The sequence below is a fragment of the Cytobacillus citreus genome (assembly GCF_018343665.1).
Lineage (GTDB): Bacteria > Bacillota > Bacilli > Bacillales > Cytobacillaceae > Cytobacillus > Cytobacillus citreus.
The window spans coordinates 415164-432914 of sequence record NZ_JAGYPM010000001.1; the positions used below are offsets into that span (position 1 = coordinate 415164).

Here is a 17751-nt window from a genome sequence, read left to right on the forward strand (position 1 = left end):
TGACCTTTTTTGACTTTCAAGTGTTTTGCCAAAAAAAATATAGGGAAATTTTAGCTTACCTCTATCCTTATAAAATTAGCCATGTTACATGATTTCATATAATAGCTCGTCTTAGATTGGACATTGATTCATATATTGAAAGGGAAGGAGGAGATCAAGTGAAAACAAACTGGGGGGCAGCCTTTCAAATTGCTGCAGTATATGTGGGAACCGTAGTTGGGGCTGGATTTGCAACCGGTCGTGAAATAGTTGAGTTTTTCTCTCGCTTTGGATTTATTGGATTCATTTCAATATTAATGAGCGGTTACATATTTATTTTTCTTGGTTCTAAATTAATGGTGATTGCTGCTCGAATTGAAGCAGCATCTTATCAAGAATTGAATGAATATTTGTTTGGAAAGCTATTTGGCTCAGTTATCAATCTATTAATGCTTTTGATGTTGCTTGGAGTATGTGCAGTGATGCTTTCCGGGGCAGGAGCTGTATTTGAAGAACAAATTGGATTATCAAAATATACGGGAATATTAATCACAATCGGCCTTTCCATTTTAGTTATGATACTAGGAACAAAAGGTATTTTTGCAGTCAATACATTCGTTGTCCCGATGATGATTGCATTTAGTTTTCTCTTAATGATTATTTCTATATCACTTCCTAACTTTGCTAATCAAGTTTTGTTTATTCCATTTGCTGAAGACGGTTGGAAGGCTGTTGTTGCACCATTTTCTTATGCTGCTATGAATTTAAGCTTAGCTCAAGCTGTTTTAGTGCCAATTGCAGCTGAAATCAAGGATGAACAAACGATTAGATGGGGAGGAGTATTAGGAGGAACAGCCTTAACTATTATTCTTATTTCAAGCCATTTTACGCTAGTAATGCTTCCTAATCTTGAATCTTATCAAATACCGATGGCGGTGATAATGAGAACGATTGCTTCTTCATTCTTTTGGATTTATGTGTTCGTAATATATGGTGAAATTTTTACATCAGTTATTGGAAATGTTTTCGGAATTGAACGACAGGTGAGTAAATATATAGCCCTTCCAAGTATTATTACAGTTAGTATCATTTTTATTATTTGTTTCTTCATTAGTTTAATAAATTACGGTAAACTATTAGCTTATTTATACCCGATCTTTGGATATTTAAGTATTATTTTTATCATATTACTATGGATGAAGCCTTTAGCGGAGAGAAACTAAAAAAGACCTGGCATCGACCAGATCTTTTTATTTTTTCTCGATTTAGAGAAATGTCTAGCTCCACAAGGTAGGCTTCGACAGCATATGCATCGCACATTCAAAAGAGAAGCTTTTGGTCGTGCGATGCGCTTTTCTATGTTTTTGTATATTTACTTTTCAATCAAAATCGTTTTTCCCATTTGGACAAAAGCATCTTTATTATTTAATTCCTTTTTCGTAAAAATGGTAAATTTTATAGGTTGTTCCTGGCTTTTAATTAGATACGCAGTTATGACATCTTCATCATTACTAGCTTCCAAGGCAATCGAGTCTTTAAAGAAGTCTTCGCTTGGTGCTTCAATTGTTTGAACATCATCATTTACTGATTGTAGCTGTGCCTTTGTACCATCCTCTAATGTTTTCCAATCAGTATCAACTGGGAGGAGTTCAATGCGCATAAAGATATGATCATTTTCGGATAGATATAGGACATCTTTATTAGGCTCCTCCGCTGTTAATTCAAATCCTGGTAACACATACATGGAGTAAGGCTGATTGTCGCTAGATTTTAGAAAAGCAGTTTCTTCTTTAATTTCATCATTAATTTTATACTGAAGTTTTTGTTCAAGGATCCGATCGGATCCTTTTTCCTCATTATTTTTTTCCTTGTTATTTGCTTCTTCTTCACCTTGTCCATTGTCAGTTCCATGTTCATCGTGCTTTTGCGAGTCTTGATTTTCATTCTGGGCAGTTGTGGATCCGTTTGTTTTGTCATTAGCATTTTCACTAGTTCCACATCCTGCAAGGATTAAACTAAGTAATCCGAAGGTGAGTATCCATTTTGTCAAAAATTTCATTTAGTTATTCCTCCTGTAGTTGCAATAAACTATTGTAATTAATTAGACGAAATAAAAAAAATGGAGTTACATAATTATTCATACATTACCATTTCTAATTCTAACCTTCAACATATTATAAGAAATGATTAATAAATACTATTTTTTTAATAAATGGTACCTATTAACTAAAGGGCAGGAAAACAAATAAGAGTAAATCAAAAATCAAATGAGACACGATTATTAGTGGCATGCTTTGTTTCCATGCATATAGCCATCCCCAGAAAAGGCCAGCAACTAATGCCGCAAAAGCAAGAATCCATTGAGACGAGTAAAAATGTACGGATGCATATAAAATCGACGAAAGAATGATACCTGCAGGGATATTTATGTATTTTAATATTCTTTTTTGAACAAACCCACGCCAAAAAATTTCTTCTCCGGGGATAATAATTAACATAAGGACAATGTAGTGCCAAAGTAAAGACGGTGAAAGGTGCCCATATAATTTTGAAATGTTTTTTGTCAATGGGAGATTTAATAGTTCAATTAGATTGTAACCAATCCAAAATACCCCGAATAGTATAAAACCTGAGAGAGTCCCATACAATATATAGGACATAAAAGAGGATTTATCCTCCAATTCCTCATTGCGAATGGAATAACTAATCAAAATTAACATGGTAGCTGAAAAGATGTACCAAAAAACAGCTTTATCTTGAAAAGTGAAATACATTAGTAAATGTGCGAGTAAAAGTCCGATTATCAGTCGTAAATCGGTTATTAAATTTTTCAAGCGTACAAACTCCTTTCTAACAAACAATTCTATTTTAACAAAAGAGTTCTAGAATTGTAATGAAAAGATATCCTTACCAATTACTTTCCTGTTATTTTGAAATAAAATGGACAAAATTGATTATCCTAAGATGTGAAAGAAAGGAGGGATATTGTGACAAAATCAAAACGAGAAAAAGAGCGTGCGTGGACGGTAAGAAAGCAGGATCAGAACCCACATGGAAAAGTAAAATCTTTAAAGGAGCTTTCCCAAGAAAAAGAATAATTTATCGCAGATTAACGGGCAGTAAGACCCCCACTTCAAGGTTGCTAGAGAATTAAAGAAACCTAAGTGGGGGATGAAGGCCGACTAAGAACGCCACGTCCTGTGGCAACGTCGACACTAGCACGTCCTGTGCGTCGAAAAACCCCCACTGATGGAAGTTTCACTTTATTGGAATTACATGTAATGCATAATGAAAATGAATAATAACATATAAAAAGCAGCAATATGCTGCTTTTTATATGTTATTATTTCTGTTTAAGATAGTTTTTATAATACTGATTCTTTAATAACTTTATAGTTTTTATGATTAACAACGGTCCTTTGTTCTAAATCTAGATCACGATAATTACCCATATAGGATAAATCGACTATAACAGAGTTTTCGTTTACTTTTTCGACAATACCTTTTAATCCATCGCGAAATTCAATTACATTACCCACTTCTGCCCTTTTCAAATATCTCGCTCCTTTTCTATAAAGATTAAATTAAAAGATTAATAACAGTTTGCACTAAATTTTGTATTTCGTAAAGAAATATGTTATTATTTCACGAATTTGCCTATATTTATCAACTTTATCCTTTTACAGGATTTTTAAATCTTTGTTATTAATAGGAGAATTTAAGTTTATTAACGTACTAAAGTAAAGTGTGTGTTCAATTAAATATCTGCTAATTAGATCGCATTTGAAAAACTGAGGCATTCGTCATAAAGGACTTGGCAAACGCAAAGTTTTTCTAATGAATGGCAACTTGAGCAATATTCATTTAAACTAATCATTATGAAAAAATATTTAAGTGTAGGTGTATGAAGATGGAAGAAGAGCATATTCAAGAGATTCTTGAAAAGTTAAAAAGTGGTGAATTGACGGAATACTATGTGACAAAGTTAGATTTTTTTCAAATTCGCAGTGTAATCGTTAAGAGGAGTGATTTTAGGTATTTTCGTGGTATTGCACAGCGTGGAGGGGATATTATTTACCAATATTTAGAGAATCCTAGAAGTTAATATCGACCTTATAGAAAGACACTTGAGAATGCCTCAAGTGTCTTTTCTTTATAATAAAAAATTATGAAATTGCAAAAGCCCAATATTCTAAATGAGGATTGATGCACATATTCTTTAACATCATTATGACATTTAGAGAGGAGGGATTAAAGGTGGGAATTAGACTAATAAAAATTTCATCCATTTATTTTGCAATAGGGATATTACTGGGGTATTATATGTCAAGTACTCATTCTTATATTTTAACACCAGTGCATGTTCACATTAATCTTCTTGGATGGACTTCATTAACACTAGCAGGGATACTTTATCATTTATTTCCGAATCTTGCAGCTTCAAAGCTAGGGAAATGGCATTTTTGGCTTCATAATATTGGCTTGCCGATCATGATGCTTTCTTTAGCGTTATTAATTACGACAGAGAATGGTGCACTGCAAAAGGGAACAGCCATTGGCGCTACTATAACAAGTATCGGTATATTAATTTTTGTTTATAATATATTGAAAAACCTTAAACCACATAAATAATCTATTAAGAAGATACGCCCGTTACAAAATTGTAGCGGGCGTATGACTATCCTATCTCCGATTCTTTTGCTCATTGTATACCTTTTTTGAGTACTCCTTTAAAGCTTGAATAATTTCCTGATTCGTTTTCTCATCCTTAATCCCATTAAAGCCATAGGCAAAAATAGAGCCCTCCGTTTTTTTCCATGCTGGAACTCCTAATACTCGAATGGTCCTGCCTTCAATGATAAATGTAACCTCCAGAAAATATTTATTATCATTTATTGATAGATTTAATGGAGTATTGAATTTTAGACCATTGGGACTAACATCCATAATTTCAATCGAATCGCTATAAAAATCTTCTCTTTTTCCATTTATACTAATTATTTTTAGAGAACCAGTAAGCGGTTCCCGAAATTGGAAGCGAAATGCCTCTTCTCGTTTGTATCTCATGTCTATACTCTCCAATTAAATAGAATAAGATTTATTTTGCTGATTTTTCTGTATATTATAAATCGAAAATTTTCAATATAGAAGATTTTACTATATATTTATTATAATGGAAAAACTATTAAATTCAATCCATACAGGAGGCAATATGAAAGAATTAAAGATGCTTCAAGCTGAAATAGGAAAGGTGATAATTGGAAAGGAAAGCCTCCCAGCAATTCGATTCGAAAGGAAATATATGCTTTCGAAAGGTTTGCACAAAAGCTTCGATTAGGAAGACATCCTTTTGAGTCTTTTTCTGATTGGATGAATCGAATTGAAATGATAGGTATGGATGACATTAATTTTATTTACGAGAGAGTAAGGTATGGGACTGGCTCTTGGACAGCCGATGAAGAAGAATTGATAAAACAGAAGATTCAGCATAAAAAAATGGAATTAAAGGAAATAAATAAAGAGCTAAAAAAGCTGAAATAATGTAATTTTCCATAAAAATTCGAAGCATTTTCTTAACTGCAAGAAAATGCTTTTTTCAGTTCCATACATGAATAATTTTTCTAAGGCAAAAATAGGAGAGGAAAAATGAAAGGAGGAGCATGGTCTAAAATAGTAGAAAAACAAATCCATTACTTCTTGGTCTTGGTCTTGATGAATTTTCTATGAGTTCTACTTCAATTCTAAAAGCACGTAGCCAAATTGCCAAGCTTAATAAAACAGATATTGTAAAGCTCGCAAATGCTGCATTGCAATTGAAATCCACTGAGGATGTTGTTCAGTCTATCAAAAACGCAAAAAATTTTAAAGTAATAGTAATATTATTTTAGTTTCAAATATAGAATAAGGGGAAAGGTGAAAATGCACGAGCTTGTTTAGTTGCTCATTCTATTTCTCTCTTTATGGACCGGCCTATCATCAGGTCGGTTTTTTCGTTATTAGGATGATTTATTAAAGTATTTAAGTAACGTGAGATATCAATTAAGTTTCTGTTTAGTTTTTCTAGTGTTTATAAATATTTGAAATAGGCAATGGTAGGGAAAAGGAGGAAACTGCAATGCATCGTAAAAGATCGAAAATAATATACTGTATCCTTTTTTCACTATCATTAACCGGTTGTATACAAGTTGGCGCAAACCATTCAATTGTAAATAGACATGCCGATGCACTTCTGACGAAAAACAATGAGCTTCAATTTAGGTTTAAAATAAATGACAAAATATTAAGTGGAAAAGATATGTACAAAGTTAAAGTGTCAATACATAATGTGAAGCTTGCTTCAGCTTTAGGGACAAATGAAATTATTTACGGAGCAAATGTTAATATTGAAGGAGAATATATTGAAGTAATTAGTAATAAAGAAAATTTCATTTATATGGAGCCAATTCCATTGTTGAAGGATTTGCATGTGTTTGAAATTAAAGACATGATTATTAATGAGGAAGCTGTATCTGTTGTAGTTTTTAATGATAAAGAAGTAATTGCTAAGGCGTTTTTAACAAATTTTTCTACACAGTTTTAACAAACCAATCAATATGAGACTTCTAATGTTTTGGGGTATAATGAAAGAGTGCATAAAATTGGGGAAGACTAGGTGACTTGCCTAGTCTTATCTTTTGCTATTAGGAAAGTTTATGGGGATTAACGCACGAAATTAGATGTGATGTTTCAGAAGGTCTTTGCTAAAAATGATCGTATCAGTAAAACTAATGCATTCGCCGAAAAGCTTGGAGTAAGCAACGTTTTTCTAATTGTTTTTTATGGCAAGACGAACATCGCCAGTAAAGAAAAAATGAGTTTACAATTTAATAATTAAAATATTTAAATAAGAGTGCTAGAATAAAAGATAGTATTCAGATTTCTTTGGATAATGAGAAATATTTAGTTTGTTATAGTGCTAATGATAAATCGAAATATCTATTAAGTCACTTCTAAGATAATGCATAAAAAAAACTAAGCATTCGTCAAAAGGATTTGCTGAATGGTAAGGTTAACTAATTAAATAAGGACGATGCCATTTAAGTAATTTTTTTATAAACTATATTATTTTTGAGAGGGGAGTATGGATTTGCATTTACGTGAAGATACGGTCATTGGATTTATTGGTACAGGAGTGATGGGGAATAGTATGGCTGGACATCTCCTTCATGCTGGCTATCCAGTTGTTATCTATTCTAGAACAAGAACAAAAGCGGAAGATCTAATTGCCAAAGGAGCAGTGTGGACGAATTCTCCAAAAGAGATTGCTGAAAAGGCAAATGTTATTATTACAATGGTAGGTTATCCTGCTGATGTGGAAGAGGTTTATTTAGGCGAGAATGGGGTCATTACAAATGGTAGAAAAAATACTTATGTCATTGATATGACTACATCAACTCCAACTCTTGCAAAAAAAATCCACGAGGAAGCAAGAAAAAAAGAAATGTTTGCTCTAGATGCACCAGTATCAGGTGGGGATATTGGAGCAAGAGAGGCGAAGCTCTCTATCATGGTTGGCGGAGATGAAGCAAGCTTTAAAGAAATGGCGCCAATATTAGGTCTCCTTGGAACGAATATTGTTTATCAGGGGAAAGCAGGGTCTGGACAGCACACAAAAATGTGTAATCAAATTGCTATCGCTAGTAATATGATTGGTGTTTGCGAGGCAATTATATATGCTGAAAAAGCTGGACTAAACGCAGAAACTGTACTTAAGAGTATTTCATTAGGTGCTGCTGGCAGTTGGTCTTTATCCAATTTGGCTCCAAGGATGATAAACGATAATTTTGAGCCTGGATTTTACATAAAGCATTTTATTAAAGATATGAATATTGCACTGCAAGAGGCTAAAGATATGGGAATGGAAACTCCGGGGTTAGCACTTGCCCAAAAAATGTATGCAGACCTTGCTGATACAGGCGAAGAAAATAGTGGTACACAAGCGCTATATAAATATTGGAAAAAATAACGAATAAAGCAGCCTCCATAAATCAATAATAAAGATGATTGAAAGAAGGGGGCAAATACATGGCAAAGAGAACGAAAAAAAATGATGCAGAACAAAAGAATAAAAAAGGGTTTGATTCGGCCGTACTGGATTCAGAATTTGCTCATGAGTTCGGAAGTACCGACACGAATAAGATTCATAAAGATAAAGCAAAAAAAGAAAAATCCGGAAAAAATATTGGAGAATATAAAGGATAGAAAAAAGGTGAGCCAAAAGCGCTCACCTTTTTATAATATGGTCAATTTATCTATAATCATTTAATATCCATAATCCCAGTCGACTTCTTCTTCATGCCAGAAAACAGGAGAAACGGATCCAAAGTTAATGACTTTATTTTCAATCTTACAGTTACAATGGTTACAACCACATTGCGCTTTAATCTCTTCGAAAACAGAATATTCCACATTTTCAATTACGGTTACTTTTTGATTTTCCTGGTAAAGGATTGCTGTGCCCTTCATCGGTTAATCGCACCTCTTTATTTTATTATGAAAACATCGTAAATTGTTTTCCGTTTATAGCTTAATTGTATCCAGTATTTATAAGACTGTCTACATTTTGTGAAAATGTTCACAAAAAGATCATTTTTTTAATTGAATTATTTATTTTTGGACTTGCTGGGATTTTAAGTATAAAAATAATTGTCATTCCTGGAAATTTACCTTATTATTTCATAAAATCCAATAAAATAGTATTTTAGTCGTGTTAAAAGTTCGAAATTATTAAGTATAATAGTAGAAGTATTTATAGTAAAAAGATCGTATATTTATTACTCTTTTTACCGCTTTTATTATCATTTTTATTACTTTTTTACACTTTGGAGGTATTACAGTGGAAACAGTTTTAGATAAAAAGTCCTATGGTGAAGGGGACTATGAAGAAAAAAAGGAATACGGTGGATTTTGGCTTCGCTTTGCAGCATATTTAATTGATTCTATCATACTTGGAATACCATTAGGGATCATTACGTTGCTCATTTTTACTCTCTTTTTTGGGGCATTCGGTACTTTTGAGTTAATCCTAGCAGATCCTTATGCAGATATAACTGATGAGCAAGCATTAGCATTACTTGGATCATATTTTGGGGCATTTGCAATAGCATTTTTAATTAATATGGCAGGAGTTATTGCTTATTATGCAGGATTGCATTCATCAAAATGGCAGGCGACGGTTGGAAAAAAACTTTTGGGATTAAAAGTTACGGATTTAAACGGCAATCGTATTTCTTTTTGGAGAGCATTAGGAAGGTATTTATCATTAGCTTTCTTATCAGGAATCTTACTGATCGGTTTTATTATTGCAGCATTTACAGAAAAAAAGCAAGCACTCCATGATCTCATTGCAGGGACAGTTGTTGTAAAAAAATAATAATTTTACCTATTTTCCTGAAAAGCTGCACATAAATTAGTTGTGCGGCTTTTTACGTATTAGCTTAGTCTGATACGTATATTATCTAATTTCTAAAAAAGGATTAAAGATTACAATTGTTGAATATAAAAAAGTAGAATGGGAGGTTTGAAGAATATGAAAATTCAAGAAATCAGAAACCATTATGAATTATTTTCTGAATGGTTACAGTCCTTAAAGCAGTTAGAAATTGGGTATTGGTCACAGCCTCTAGATGAAGGGAATTGGTCAATTGGAGCAGTCATATCGCATTTTCTCTTTTGGGATAAATACTCTATAGAAAAACGCTTTCCTTATTTCGATGAAGGTGCAAGGCTTGATCGGTTTCCAGACTTTCAATCTGTTAATGATAAAGCAGAGGAATATGCTAAAAAAGTTTCAAAGAATGAACTGATTGATGAACTTCTAAAAATCAGAAATCAATATTTGTCAATGCTAAGTGAAATAACTGAAGAAAAACTAGAAACATCCTTTTTCATAGGGGATCATGAGCTATCAATTAAAGATTATTTTGTAGATTTTGTAGAACATGATATTCACCATCAAAAACAAGTGATTCAAGCTATTGAAACAATGGCAGCGAAGAATTAAACCACAAGAAGGTATAGATTTCACCAAATCTTTCAAAATGATTTTAGGTAAAAATATTCATTCGTGATATAGTAATAGGTATATATGATCATTTCTTAAATAGGAAGGGCGAAATTTGAGTGGAACACAAAAAAGGGATACTATTAGAAAGTGGTACAAATGAATTAGAAATTGTTGAATTTGGGATTGGGAATAATAAGTTTGGGATTAATGTTATTAAGGTAAAGGAAATTATCAATCCTGTTCAAATTATTCAAGTACCGCATGCACATAAAAATGTCGAAGGAATTATTGAACTGAGAGGAGAAGTATTGCCAGTTGTTAATGTTGCAGCTGCACTTGGTTTCCCTCCATCTGAAAATCCTCAGCTAGACAAATTTATTGTAGCTGAGTTTAATAAGCAGAAAATTGTTTTTCATGTACATAGCGTAACTCAAATTCATCGAATTTCATGGGATCAGATTGAAAAGCCTTCAGAGATGTACCAAGGACCTGAAAGTCAAATCATCGGCGTGATAAAGCTTCATGGAGAAATGATTTTATTATTGGATTTTGAAAAGATTGTAGTAGAAATAAATCCGGAAACTGGTATTAATGTTCAACAGGTTCAGAAGCTGGGAAAACGTGAGCGCTCTAATAAACGACTTGTTGTGGCAGAAGACTCACCATTATTAAGAAAATTATTACATGATACATTGAAGGAAGCTGGCTTTCAAAGTGTTGAGTTTTTCGAAAATGGCCGCGATGCATTACATTATTTAGAGAACATCGTTCAGTCAGGTAAGAAAGTTGAGCAGGAAGTACAGATTATTATAACGGATATCGAGATGCCACAAATGGATGGTCATCACTTAACGAAAAGGATTAAGAATAATAGTGAATTATCAAAAGTTCCTGTAATCATTTTCTCTTCCTTAATCACAGATGATCTTCGACATAAAGGACAAATGGTTGGAGCTGATGCACAAGTAAGTAAACCTGAAATAGCAGAGCTCGTATTATTGATCGACAAAATTGCACTTTAATATTTGAAAAAAAGCTAGTTTACCCGAGGGTATCTAGCTTTTTTAATAAAGCCGTTTTAAAAATAGCTTTCTCCCAGCTTTTTAAAAACGGGTTTTTCATATTGGCGTTTCTTTTGTTCAGGGTGTTCTTGACTTTCTTTTAACCCAGTATAATACATTAAAAGTTTTTTTGCTTGGTTTAGGGAGAGTGAGGCTTTTGGATTCCGAACATGCTCATTTAATCTTCCTAAATGTGGCAGTTTCTCAAAATCAGCTTTAGAAGGTGGCAAATGAAATAAATAGTCTCCACACTCAACAAGAACATCAGATTGCTGCTGACTAAATTTCGGATTACTTGAGAAGTGAAGGCCCACTTTTTTTGCTTTTCCTTCTTTAATCAGTTTTTGTAAAGCATCTTGCTTTAGTTTATATAAAAACTTTGGGTTTGGTGCCGTTTTTGCATGGCGATTAACGGTGAAGATTGCTTGTGAGAGGTTTTCAACCGTTGGGCGTAGATAATGAGGATGAACGTTCCTTTCCAATTTCAATAGTAAGACTCCTTTCAAAAATATAGGGGTATACCAATATTATAACCCTATTATTACAAAATTGAAAACAGTTTAGAAGAGGCAGTTCATTTTAGTCCTTTAATTGTTAAATAAATCAAACGGTTCCTTTTTATTCATTTTATATTATAATGAAAAAAATAGGGGGATTTTGTAAATAACACGTATTGTTTGTAAATAGTACTCTTAATTAAGAAATCATTCAAGGCACCCTTTGACATTAAATCATGGGATCGTTCTTATGGTGCTGATTTCGAATAAGGATGATTAGATGGAAAAGTTACCGGAACTATTAACTACTGAATTAAATAGTGTTCATACATCAAAGAAGATTGAAGGAATTATCTTTGATATTATTCTTAATCATATAAAAGATATGGTCTTTATTATGAAGGTTGAATCAGGAAAAAAATTTAGTTATCTTTTTGCAAATGAGCCAGGATTAAAGCATGCAAATTTAACATTTGACTTCATCGGAAAAACGCTTGAAGAAGTCCTGCCATTCGAGATTGCTTATCCTTTACAGAAGGAATATGAAAAAATTATTGAATCTAAAGAAACAGTGAAATTTTTTGATGAAATTTCTTTACCTGATGGAAGTAAGATTGCAGGTGAATCATTTTTAACTCCTGTGTTCGATGAAAATAATGAGGTTCGCTACGTCGTTTCGGTCACAAGGGATATTACAAGCACTTTAATTGAAAGAAACGCCTAATGGAGAGTGAGCAAAAATATCGTTCAATTGTGGACCATAATTTAGACGGCATTTTAACAGTTAGTTTAAAAGGAGTCATCCTTGAGGTTAACCCTGCTGCAAGCATGTTTACCGGTTTTACTCGTAAGCAGCTGACCAACCGTTCAATCTTTGATTTAATTCCCGATCAAGAAGTGGAAGATTTTAAAGCACTTTTTCAAAAGACAAGGGATGGCTTTCCAACCGAATCTCTTGACTGCCGTTTTACTCATAGGAAAGGTAATAATATAACTATTCATTTAAAGACAGCACCCATTGTCATTAATTCTGAAATAGTTGGCATTTATGTGATCATTCGAGATATTTCGGAGCAATCAAAAAATGCGGAGACTATAAAGTTTATGGCATTTCATGACCAGCTTACAGGGTTATTAAATAGAAGAGCTCTATTGAGAGATTTGGAAGACTATATTATTGAAGCAAAAAATGCTAAAAGAGAATTCGCACTCCTTTCGATTGATATAGATCGATTTAAGTACTTAAATGATACTCTAGGTCATATTTTGGGTGATAAAATATTAATTAAAGTGGCCGAAAGACTTTCTGAAATTAGTCCTAACAATTGCACAGTATACCGTCAGGGAGGAGACGAATTCATAATCCTTCTGCGTGAAACAGACCGGCAAAAAGCAAGTAAATTTGCTCAAAATATATTATCGAAATTTTCGAGTTCCTTTTATTTGAGCTCTCAAGAATATTATATTTCACCGAGTATTGGTATTAGCATGTTTCCAAATGATGGCAAGGATGCCGAGACTCTAATAAAAAATGCAGATGAGGCATTATTCCGAGTAAAAGAAAAAGGAAAAGCCCATTTCCAGTTTTACCGTTCTGATATGAATTCCGTATTCAAGAATGTGGTAGAACTGGAAACTCTTTTAAGAAAAGCTGTTGAGCGTGAAGAATTGTCGCTTCACTATCAGCCTCAGATCGATTTAACGACGATGAAAATAAATAGTTTTGAAGCGTTACTACGTTGGAACAATACTACGATTGGCAATATCCCTCCATCAGATTTTATTCCGCTAGCTGAGGATACCGGTTTAATCATTCCAATTGGTAACTGGGTAATTGACACTGCATGTAAACAGATTCGTGATTGGTCAGAAAAAGGAACTGAGGAGTATAGGATAGCAATTAATATCTCACCAAAACAATTTCAACAGCATAGTTTACTTAGTATTATTCAAAGGGCCATTGAAAAACATTGTATTAATCCAAAATTATTAGAGATTGAAATTACTGAGGGTGCTATGCAGGATACAAAGGACACGGCTCCTATCCTATCTGGATTAAAAGAACTTGGAGTATCCATATCTGTTGATGATTTTGGTACGGGCTATTCATCATTGAATTATTTAAAGAAATTCCCAATTGATGTTTTGAAGATTGATCAATCCTTTGTTAGAGATATACTATCTAACGATAAGGACGCAGCAATCACCACCACGATCATACATCTTGGGAAAAGCTTAGGAATGGAAGTCATTGCTGAAGGTGTTGAAACGGAAGAGCAGGCAAAATTTTTAATGACTGCTAACTGCTTTAAAGCACAAGGTTTCTTGTACTCGAAACCTCTACCAGCAGAGGAAATTGAAAAAAAATTTATTTCGTCCAGACTACAGGATATTGAATATTAAAATTTTAAAAAAGGAAAAGCAGCTAAGAAGTTGTTTTTCCTTTTTCGTTCTAAAACGAAAATGATTGAGATTGCTTGCGGTATACCAATTCGAACCGTCTATTATTTTCCAATGGTCATAGTGATAATTTTTTAAAAAATAATAAAAAGTAGTTAAACCACATCTATTTTTAATGGATGTGGCTTTTAACTTTGATTTTTCCCTCTATTCAGCCGATAGCGTAAAAACAGTTAGCTCAGGCTTAGATAAAAATCTAAAAGGCAAGCGGGTGGTGCCAATACCTCTGTTGACATAAAGAGTCAGTGGTGTATCTCCAATTTCGTAAAAGCCTTCATGATAAATTTCTGCAAATGGAGGTTTTACGAGGGCACCAATAAATGGCATTTTTATTTGTCCTCCATGGCTATGGCCGCTCAACTGAAACTGGATATTAAAAGCGGAAGCCGCGTCTGCTAAATCAGGGGCATGTGATAAGAGAATTTTGAAAGAATCTTCTGGAACTCCATTTAATGCTGCCTCAAGATCAGGTCTTCCAAGCATTGCGTCATCAATTCCAATTATATAAATAGCACTTCCATCAAGTAGTGAAATTTGCTGATTGCTATTTTGGAGCAGCTTAAACTCTGCTTGTTCCATAATCGATTTATATATATCTGATCCGTATCCTCCATGATCGTGATTTCCATAAATAGCGAATTTACCGAAAGGTGCATGCAGTTTTTTGAGTAAAGGAATTAATTGATTTCCTTCTGGGTACTTATTCGGTGCATCCATTAAATCACCAGTAAAGAAAATAATATCAGGCTTTAATTTATTTATTTTTTCGATAAGCTCAATTAATTGATGTTTATCATATTGGAACCCTAAATGTGTATCACTGAACTGAACGATTTTGAAGTCATTAAAGCTTTTGGGGATTGTTTTCTTGTCTATTGTATGATGGTTTATATCTAAAAGCTTCGGCTCAATGTGACCAGCATAATAATAGCCTCCAGTTCCCACTCCAGTCACTGTAAAAAGCGAGCCGAATACTCTTTTTAAAAAGGATCTTCTAGTCACTTTTTTTGCCATAGTTATTACCAACCTATCTATTAATAAATACCTTATAATACTATCAAACTCTGAACCTAAAAAGAAGGGAAAGTATTATAGAATTTTTAGCTAATAGGAAAGGTTAAGTTTATTAACGTACTAAAGTAAAATGTGTTTTCAATTAAATATCTGCAAATAAGATCGCATAAGAAAAACTAACTTGGCGAACGCCAAGTTTTTCTAATGAAAGTGAAATTCTTTTTATGGTAATAAAAATAATTATTCGAATATTCATGAAAAGATGATAAAATAAGAAATGAATAGTCATTCATATTAGGAGGCGATATTCATGGAAGGTAAAGTTGTCATTGTTACTGGTGGTTCAAGCGGCATGGGAAAATACATGGCAAAGCGTTTTGCCGAAGCAAATGCATCAGTAGTCATAACTGGAAGAACAATTGAACGCTTAGAAGAAGCCAAAAAAGAAATTGAAGCATACCCAGGTCAAGTGTTGACAGTTCAAATGGATGTAAGAGAAATAGAACACGTAAAGCATATGGTTGCAGAAACCATGCGCACATTTGGGCGTATAGATTATCTTATTAATAATGCTGCAGGGAATTTTATTTGTCCAGCTGAAAAACTAAGTGCAAATGGTTGGAATTCTGTGATAAATATTGTCTTGAATGGATCATTTTATTGCTCAAGTGAAGTGGGAAAATATTGGATTGAAAATGGAATTAAGGGAAGTATCATCAATATGGTTGCTACATATGCATGGGATGCGGGCGCTGGTGTCATTCATTCAGCTGCAGCAAAAGCTGGTGTATTGTCAATGACAAGAACTTTAGCGGTAGAATGGGGAAGAAAATACGGTATAAGAGTAAATGCTATTGCACCTGGTCCAATAGAGCGTACTGGTGGTGCTGATAGACTTTGGGAATCTGAAGAGGCGGCAGTTAGGACAATCAATAGTATTCCATTAGGAAGACTTGGAAAGCCAGAGGAAATAGCTGAATTAGCTTATTTCTTATTATCCAACCATGCAGCTTATATCAATGGAGAATGTATTACAATGGATGGAGGACAATGGTTGAATCAATTTCCATTCTAGTATTGAAAACCTGCGGACTTGCTTCGTAGGTTTTTTAATGTCCATTACTTTGAGGAATATTTAGTATTCTTTTACTATTCAAAAATTATAAGGATGTGAAAAACTAACGGAAAAAGTTCAGAATTAGTAGTATACTATAGCCGTGGGGAGCAGTTAACTTCTCATTCATTTCATTAATTAATGTAATTAGGAGTGTTTATGGTGAGTTCATTTCGAGTTGAAAAGGATTTTTTAGGAGAAAAGCATGTTCCTATTGAGGCATATTATGGGATACAGACCTTAAGAGCTGTAGAGAATTTCCCCATAACAGGCTATAAATTAAACAAAGATTTTATCATCGCGATGGCTATAGTGAAAAAAGCGGCTGCCCTTGCCAATTCTGATATTGGTCGTTTATACACAGGCAAAGCAAATGTGATTTGTGAGGCAGCCGATGAGATTATTTCTGGAAAATGGCATGATCATTTTATTGTTGATCCTATCCAAGGTGGAGCAGGAACATCAATTAACATGAATACGAATGAAGTAATTGCGAATAGAGGCTTAGAGCTTTTAGGGAAAGAAAAAGGCGAATACTTTCATTTAAATCCTAATATTGATGTGAATATGGCACAATCGACAAATGATGCATTTCCTACAGCAATCCATCTTGCTGTATTTAAAGCACTTGAGTCATTAATCAATACAATGAATAAAATGAAGGATGCATTCAATGAAAAGGCAATCGAGTTTGATTCCGTTATTAAAATGGGCAGAACTCATTTGCAAGATGCTGTACCTATTCGATTAGGTCAAGAATTTCGAGCATACACAAATGTAATTGAACGCGATATAAAAAGGATTGAAAATTCGAAGGAAAATTTATTAGAAGTTAATATGGGAGCAACTGCTGTGGGAACAGGGTTAAATGCTGATCCTCGTTATATAGAAAAAGTTGTTCAATATTTAGCTGAGATTTCTGGAATTCCAGTTGTACCAGCAAAGAATTTAGTTGATGCAACGCAAAACACTGATACATATACTGAAGTATCTGCTGCTTTGAAAATATGCATGGTGAATATGTCCAAAATCGCTAATGACCTTCGATTAATGGCATCTGGCCCTAGAGCAGGATTGTATGAGATCAATTTACCAGCAAGACAGCCAGGTTCATCAATTATGCCTGGAAAAGTAAACCCTGTCATGCCTGAAGTCATTAATCAAATTGCTTTTCAGGTTATTGGAAATGATCATACAATTTCTCTCGCTTCAGAAGCAGGCCAATTCGAGTTAAATGTAATGGAACCTGTATTATTATTTAATTTATTGCAATCGACTTCTATTATGAACAATGGTTTCCGTGTGTTCACTGACTTCTGTGTTTCCGGCATTACAGCCAATGTGGATCGTTTAAAAGACTATGTCGAAAAAAGTGTAGGTTTATTAACCGCAGTAAATCCTCATATTGGTTATAATGTTGCTTCCGACATAGCAAGAGAATCGATCGTAAATGGAAAGTCAATTCGTGAATTATGTTTGCAATACGATGTTCTTAGTGAAGAAGAACTTGATCTTATTTTAGATCCGTACGAGATGACAAAGCCAGGAATCGCAGGAGCATCTTTACTTGAAAAGTAAAAG

Annotated in this window: 23 protein-coding genes and 1 pseudogene; 17 read left to right on the plus strand and 7 right to left on the minus strand. The window is 33.6% G+C overall.

Translation table 11 applies throughout. The annotated features are described in order from the left end of the window. The first annotated feature begins 158 nt into the window (after positions 1–158). Positions 159–1202 (plus strand): YkvI family membrane protein, encoded by a 1044-nt coding sequence (locus KHA94_RS02135; protein ID WP_213100498.1) that lies wholly within the window; start codon positions 159–161, stop codon positions 1200–1202. A gap of 149 nt (positions 1203–1351) precedes the next feature. Here the strand turns inward: KHA94_RS02135 and KHA94_RS02140 are convergent, their stop codons facing one another. Beyond that, entirely contained in the window at positions 1352–2038 is a 687-nt protein-coding gene (locus tag KHA94_RS02140) for a hypothetical protein (protein ID WP_213100499.1), read from the minus strand. 163 nt (positions 2039–2201) lie between these two features. Further along, positions 2202–2813: a CPBP family intramembrane glutamic endopeptidase gene (locus tag KHA94_RS02145; protein ID WP_213100500.1), complete on the minus strand. Its 612-nt coding sequence runs from the start codon at positions 2811–2813 to the stop codon at positions 2202–2204. 153 nt (positions 2814–2966) lie between these two features. Here KHA94_RS02145 and KHA94_RS25820 point away from each other — a divergent pair, with 153 nt between their 5' ends. Next, positions 2967–3077 (plus strand): DUF6254 family protein, encoded by a 111-nt coding sequence (locus tag KHA94_RS25820; protein ID WP_338030681.1) that lies wholly within the window; start codon positions 2967–2969, stop codon positions 3075–3077. A 267-nt stretch (positions 3078–3344) separates the two neighbouring features. Here KHA94_RS25820 and KHA94_RS02150 read toward each other — a convergent pair whose 3' ends face one another. Further along, positions 3345–3533, minus strand: a complete 189-nt coding sequence (locus tag KHA94_RS02150; protein WP_057774006.1) for a YkvS family protein — start codon at positions 3531–3533, stop codon at positions 3345–3347. A gap of 356 nt (positions 3534–3889) precedes the next feature. On the opposite strand from KHA94_RS02150, the gene KHA94_RS02155 reads away from it, so the two are divergent. Further along, the gene (locus KHA94_RS02155; RefSeq protein ID WP_213100501.1) at positions 3890–4084 is read left to right on the plus strand and encodes a hypothetical protein; all 195 of its coding nucleotides are present in this window, start codon (positions 3890–3892) and stop codon (positions 4082–4084) included. A gap of 152 nt (positions 4085–4236) precedes the next feature. After that, positions 4237–4611 (plus strand): cbb3-type cytochrome c oxidase subunit I, encoded by a 375-nt coding sequence (locus tag KHA94_RS02160; RefSeq protein ID WP_213100502.1) that lies wholly within the window; start codon positions 4237–4239, stop codon positions 4609–4611. Positions 4612–4662: 51 nt separating this feature from the next. Here the strand turns inward: KHA94_RS02160 and KHA94_RS02165 are convergent, their stop codons facing one another. After that, positions 4663–5046 carry a hypothetical protein gene (locus KHA94_RS02165; RefSeq protein WP_213100503.1) on the minus strand — a complete coding sequence of 128 codons (384 nt, stop codon included), beginning with the start codon at positions 5044–5046 and terminating at the stop codon, positions 4663–4665. Positions 5047–5191: 145 nt separating this feature from the next. Here KHA94_RS02165 and KHA94_RS26195 point away from each other — a divergent pair, with 145 nt between their 5' ends. The 6 genes and pseudogenes from KHA94_RS26195 (at position 5192) to KHA94_RS02190 (ending at position 8220) form a co-directional block, all read left to right on the plus strand. After that, the gene (locus KHA94_RS26195; protein WP_275950853.1) at positions 5192–5317 is read left to right on the plus strand and encodes a hypothetical protein; all 126 of its coding nucleotides are present in this window, start codon (positions 5192–5194) and stop codon (positions 5315–5317) included. Between the two features lie 32 nt (positions 5318–5349). Continuing rightward, positions 5350–5520, plus strand: a complete 171-nt coding sequence (locus KHA94_RS02170; protein WP_213100504.1) for a hypothetical protein — start codon at positions 5350–5352, stop codon at positions 5518–5520. Positions 5521–5666: 146 nt separating this feature from the next. Continuing rightward, a pseudogene (locus KHA94_RS02175) lies at positions 5667–5867 on the plus strand (hypothetical protein); the annotation flags it as partial. Between the two features lie 227 nt (positions 5868–6094). After that, positions 6095–6559, plus strand: coding sequence for a hypothetical protein (locus KHA94_RS02180; RefSeq protein ID WP_213100506.1), 465 nt, complete (start codon positions 6095–6097; stop codon positions 6557–6559). A gap of 546 nt (positions 6560–7105) precedes the next feature. Beyond that, complete coding sequence (locus KHA94_RS02185) at positions 7106–7984, plus strand: NAD(P)-dependent oxidoreductase (protein ID WP_213100507.1); 879 nt, start codon at positions 7106–7108, stop codon at positions 7982–7984. Between the two features lie 59 nt (positions 7985–8043). After that, positions 8044–8220: a hypothetical protein gene (locus KHA94_RS02190; RefSeq protein WP_213100508.1), complete on the plus strand. Its 177-nt coding sequence runs from the start codon at positions 8044–8046 to the stop codon at positions 8218–8220. Positions 8221–8280: 60 nt separating this feature from the next. Here KHA94_RS02190 and KHA94_RS02195 read toward each other — a convergent pair whose 3' ends face one another. Next, positions 8281–8484, minus strand: a complete 204-nt coding sequence (locus tag KHA94_RS02195) for a hypothetical protein (RefSeq protein ID WP_213100509.1) — start codon at positions 8482–8484, stop codon at positions 8281–8283. A 370-nt stretch (positions 8485–8854) separates the two neighbouring features. Between KHA94_RS02195 and KHA94_RS02200 the strand changes: the two genes are divergently transcribed. The 3 genes from KHA94_RS02200 (at position 8855) to KHA94_RS02210 (ending at position 11046) form a co-directional block, all read left to right on the plus strand. Beyond that, positions 8855–9391, plus strand: coding sequence for an RDD family protein (locus KHA94_RS02200; protein ID WP_213100510.1), 537 nt, complete (start codon positions 8855–8857; stop codon positions 9389–9391). A 156-nt stretch (positions 9392–9547) separates the two neighbouring features. Next, positions 9548–10021, plus strand: coding sequence for a DinB family protein (locus KHA94_RS02205; protein WP_213100511.1), 474 nt, complete (start codon positions 9548–9550; stop codon positions 10019–10021). 119 nt (positions 10022–10140) lie between these two features. Next, the gene (locus KHA94_RS02210) at positions 10141–11046 is read left to right on the plus strand and encodes a chemotaxis protein (RefSeq protein ID WP_213100512.1); all 906 of its coding nucleotides are present in this window, start codon (positions 10141–10143) and stop codon (positions 11044–11046) included. Between the two features lie 56 nt (positions 11047–11102). Here KHA94_RS02210 and KHA94_RS02215 read toward each other — a convergent pair whose 3' ends face one another. After that, complete coding sequence (locus tag KHA94_RS02215; RefSeq protein WP_213101261.1) at positions 11103–11567, minus strand: YkyB family protein; 465 nt, start codon at positions 11565–11567, stop codon at positions 11103–11105. A 295-nt stretch (positions 11568–11862) separates the two neighbouring features. Here KHA94_RS02215 and KHA94_RS25825 point away from each other — a divergent pair, with 295 nt between their 5' ends. Both KHA94_RS25825 and KHA94_RS02220 read left to right on the plus strand, forming a co-directional pair. Then, entirely contained in the window at positions 11863–12306 is a 444-nt protein-coding gene (locus KHA94_RS25825) for a PAS domain-containing protein (protein WP_249365273.1), read from the plus strand. Further along, positions 12306–13985, plus strand: a complete 1680-nt coding sequence (locus KHA94_RS02220) for an EAL domain-containing protein (RefSeq protein ID WP_249365274.1) — start codon at positions 12306–12308, stop codon at positions 13983–13985. The genes KHA94_RS25825 and KHA94_RS02220 overlap by 1 nt, the downstream gene beginning before the upstream one ends. A 204-nt stretch (positions 13986–14189) precedes the next feature. Here KHA94_RS02220 and KHA94_RS02225 read toward each other — a convergent pair whose 3' ends face one another. Continuing rightward, positions 14190–15056 (minus strand): metallophosphoesterase, encoded by an 867-nt coding sequence (locus tag KHA94_RS02225; RefSeq protein WP_213100513.1) that lies wholly within the window; start codon positions 15054–15056, stop codon positions 14190–14192. Between the two features lie 310 nt (positions 15057–15366). On the opposite strand from KHA94_RS02225, the gene fadH reads away from it, so the two are divergent. Further along, positions 15367–16131, plus strand: coding sequence for a 2,4-dienoyl-CoA reductase (fadH, locus tag KHA94_RS02230; protein WP_213100514.1), 765 nt, complete (start codon positions 15367–15369; stop codon positions 16129–16131). A 198-nt stretch (positions 16132–16329) separates the two neighbouring features. Then, entirely contained in the window at positions 16330–17748 is a 1419-nt protein-coding gene (gene aspA, locus KHA94_RS02235) for an aspartate ammonia-lyase (protein WP_213100515.1), read from the plus strand. Positions 17749–17751: the final 3 nt, after the last annotated feature.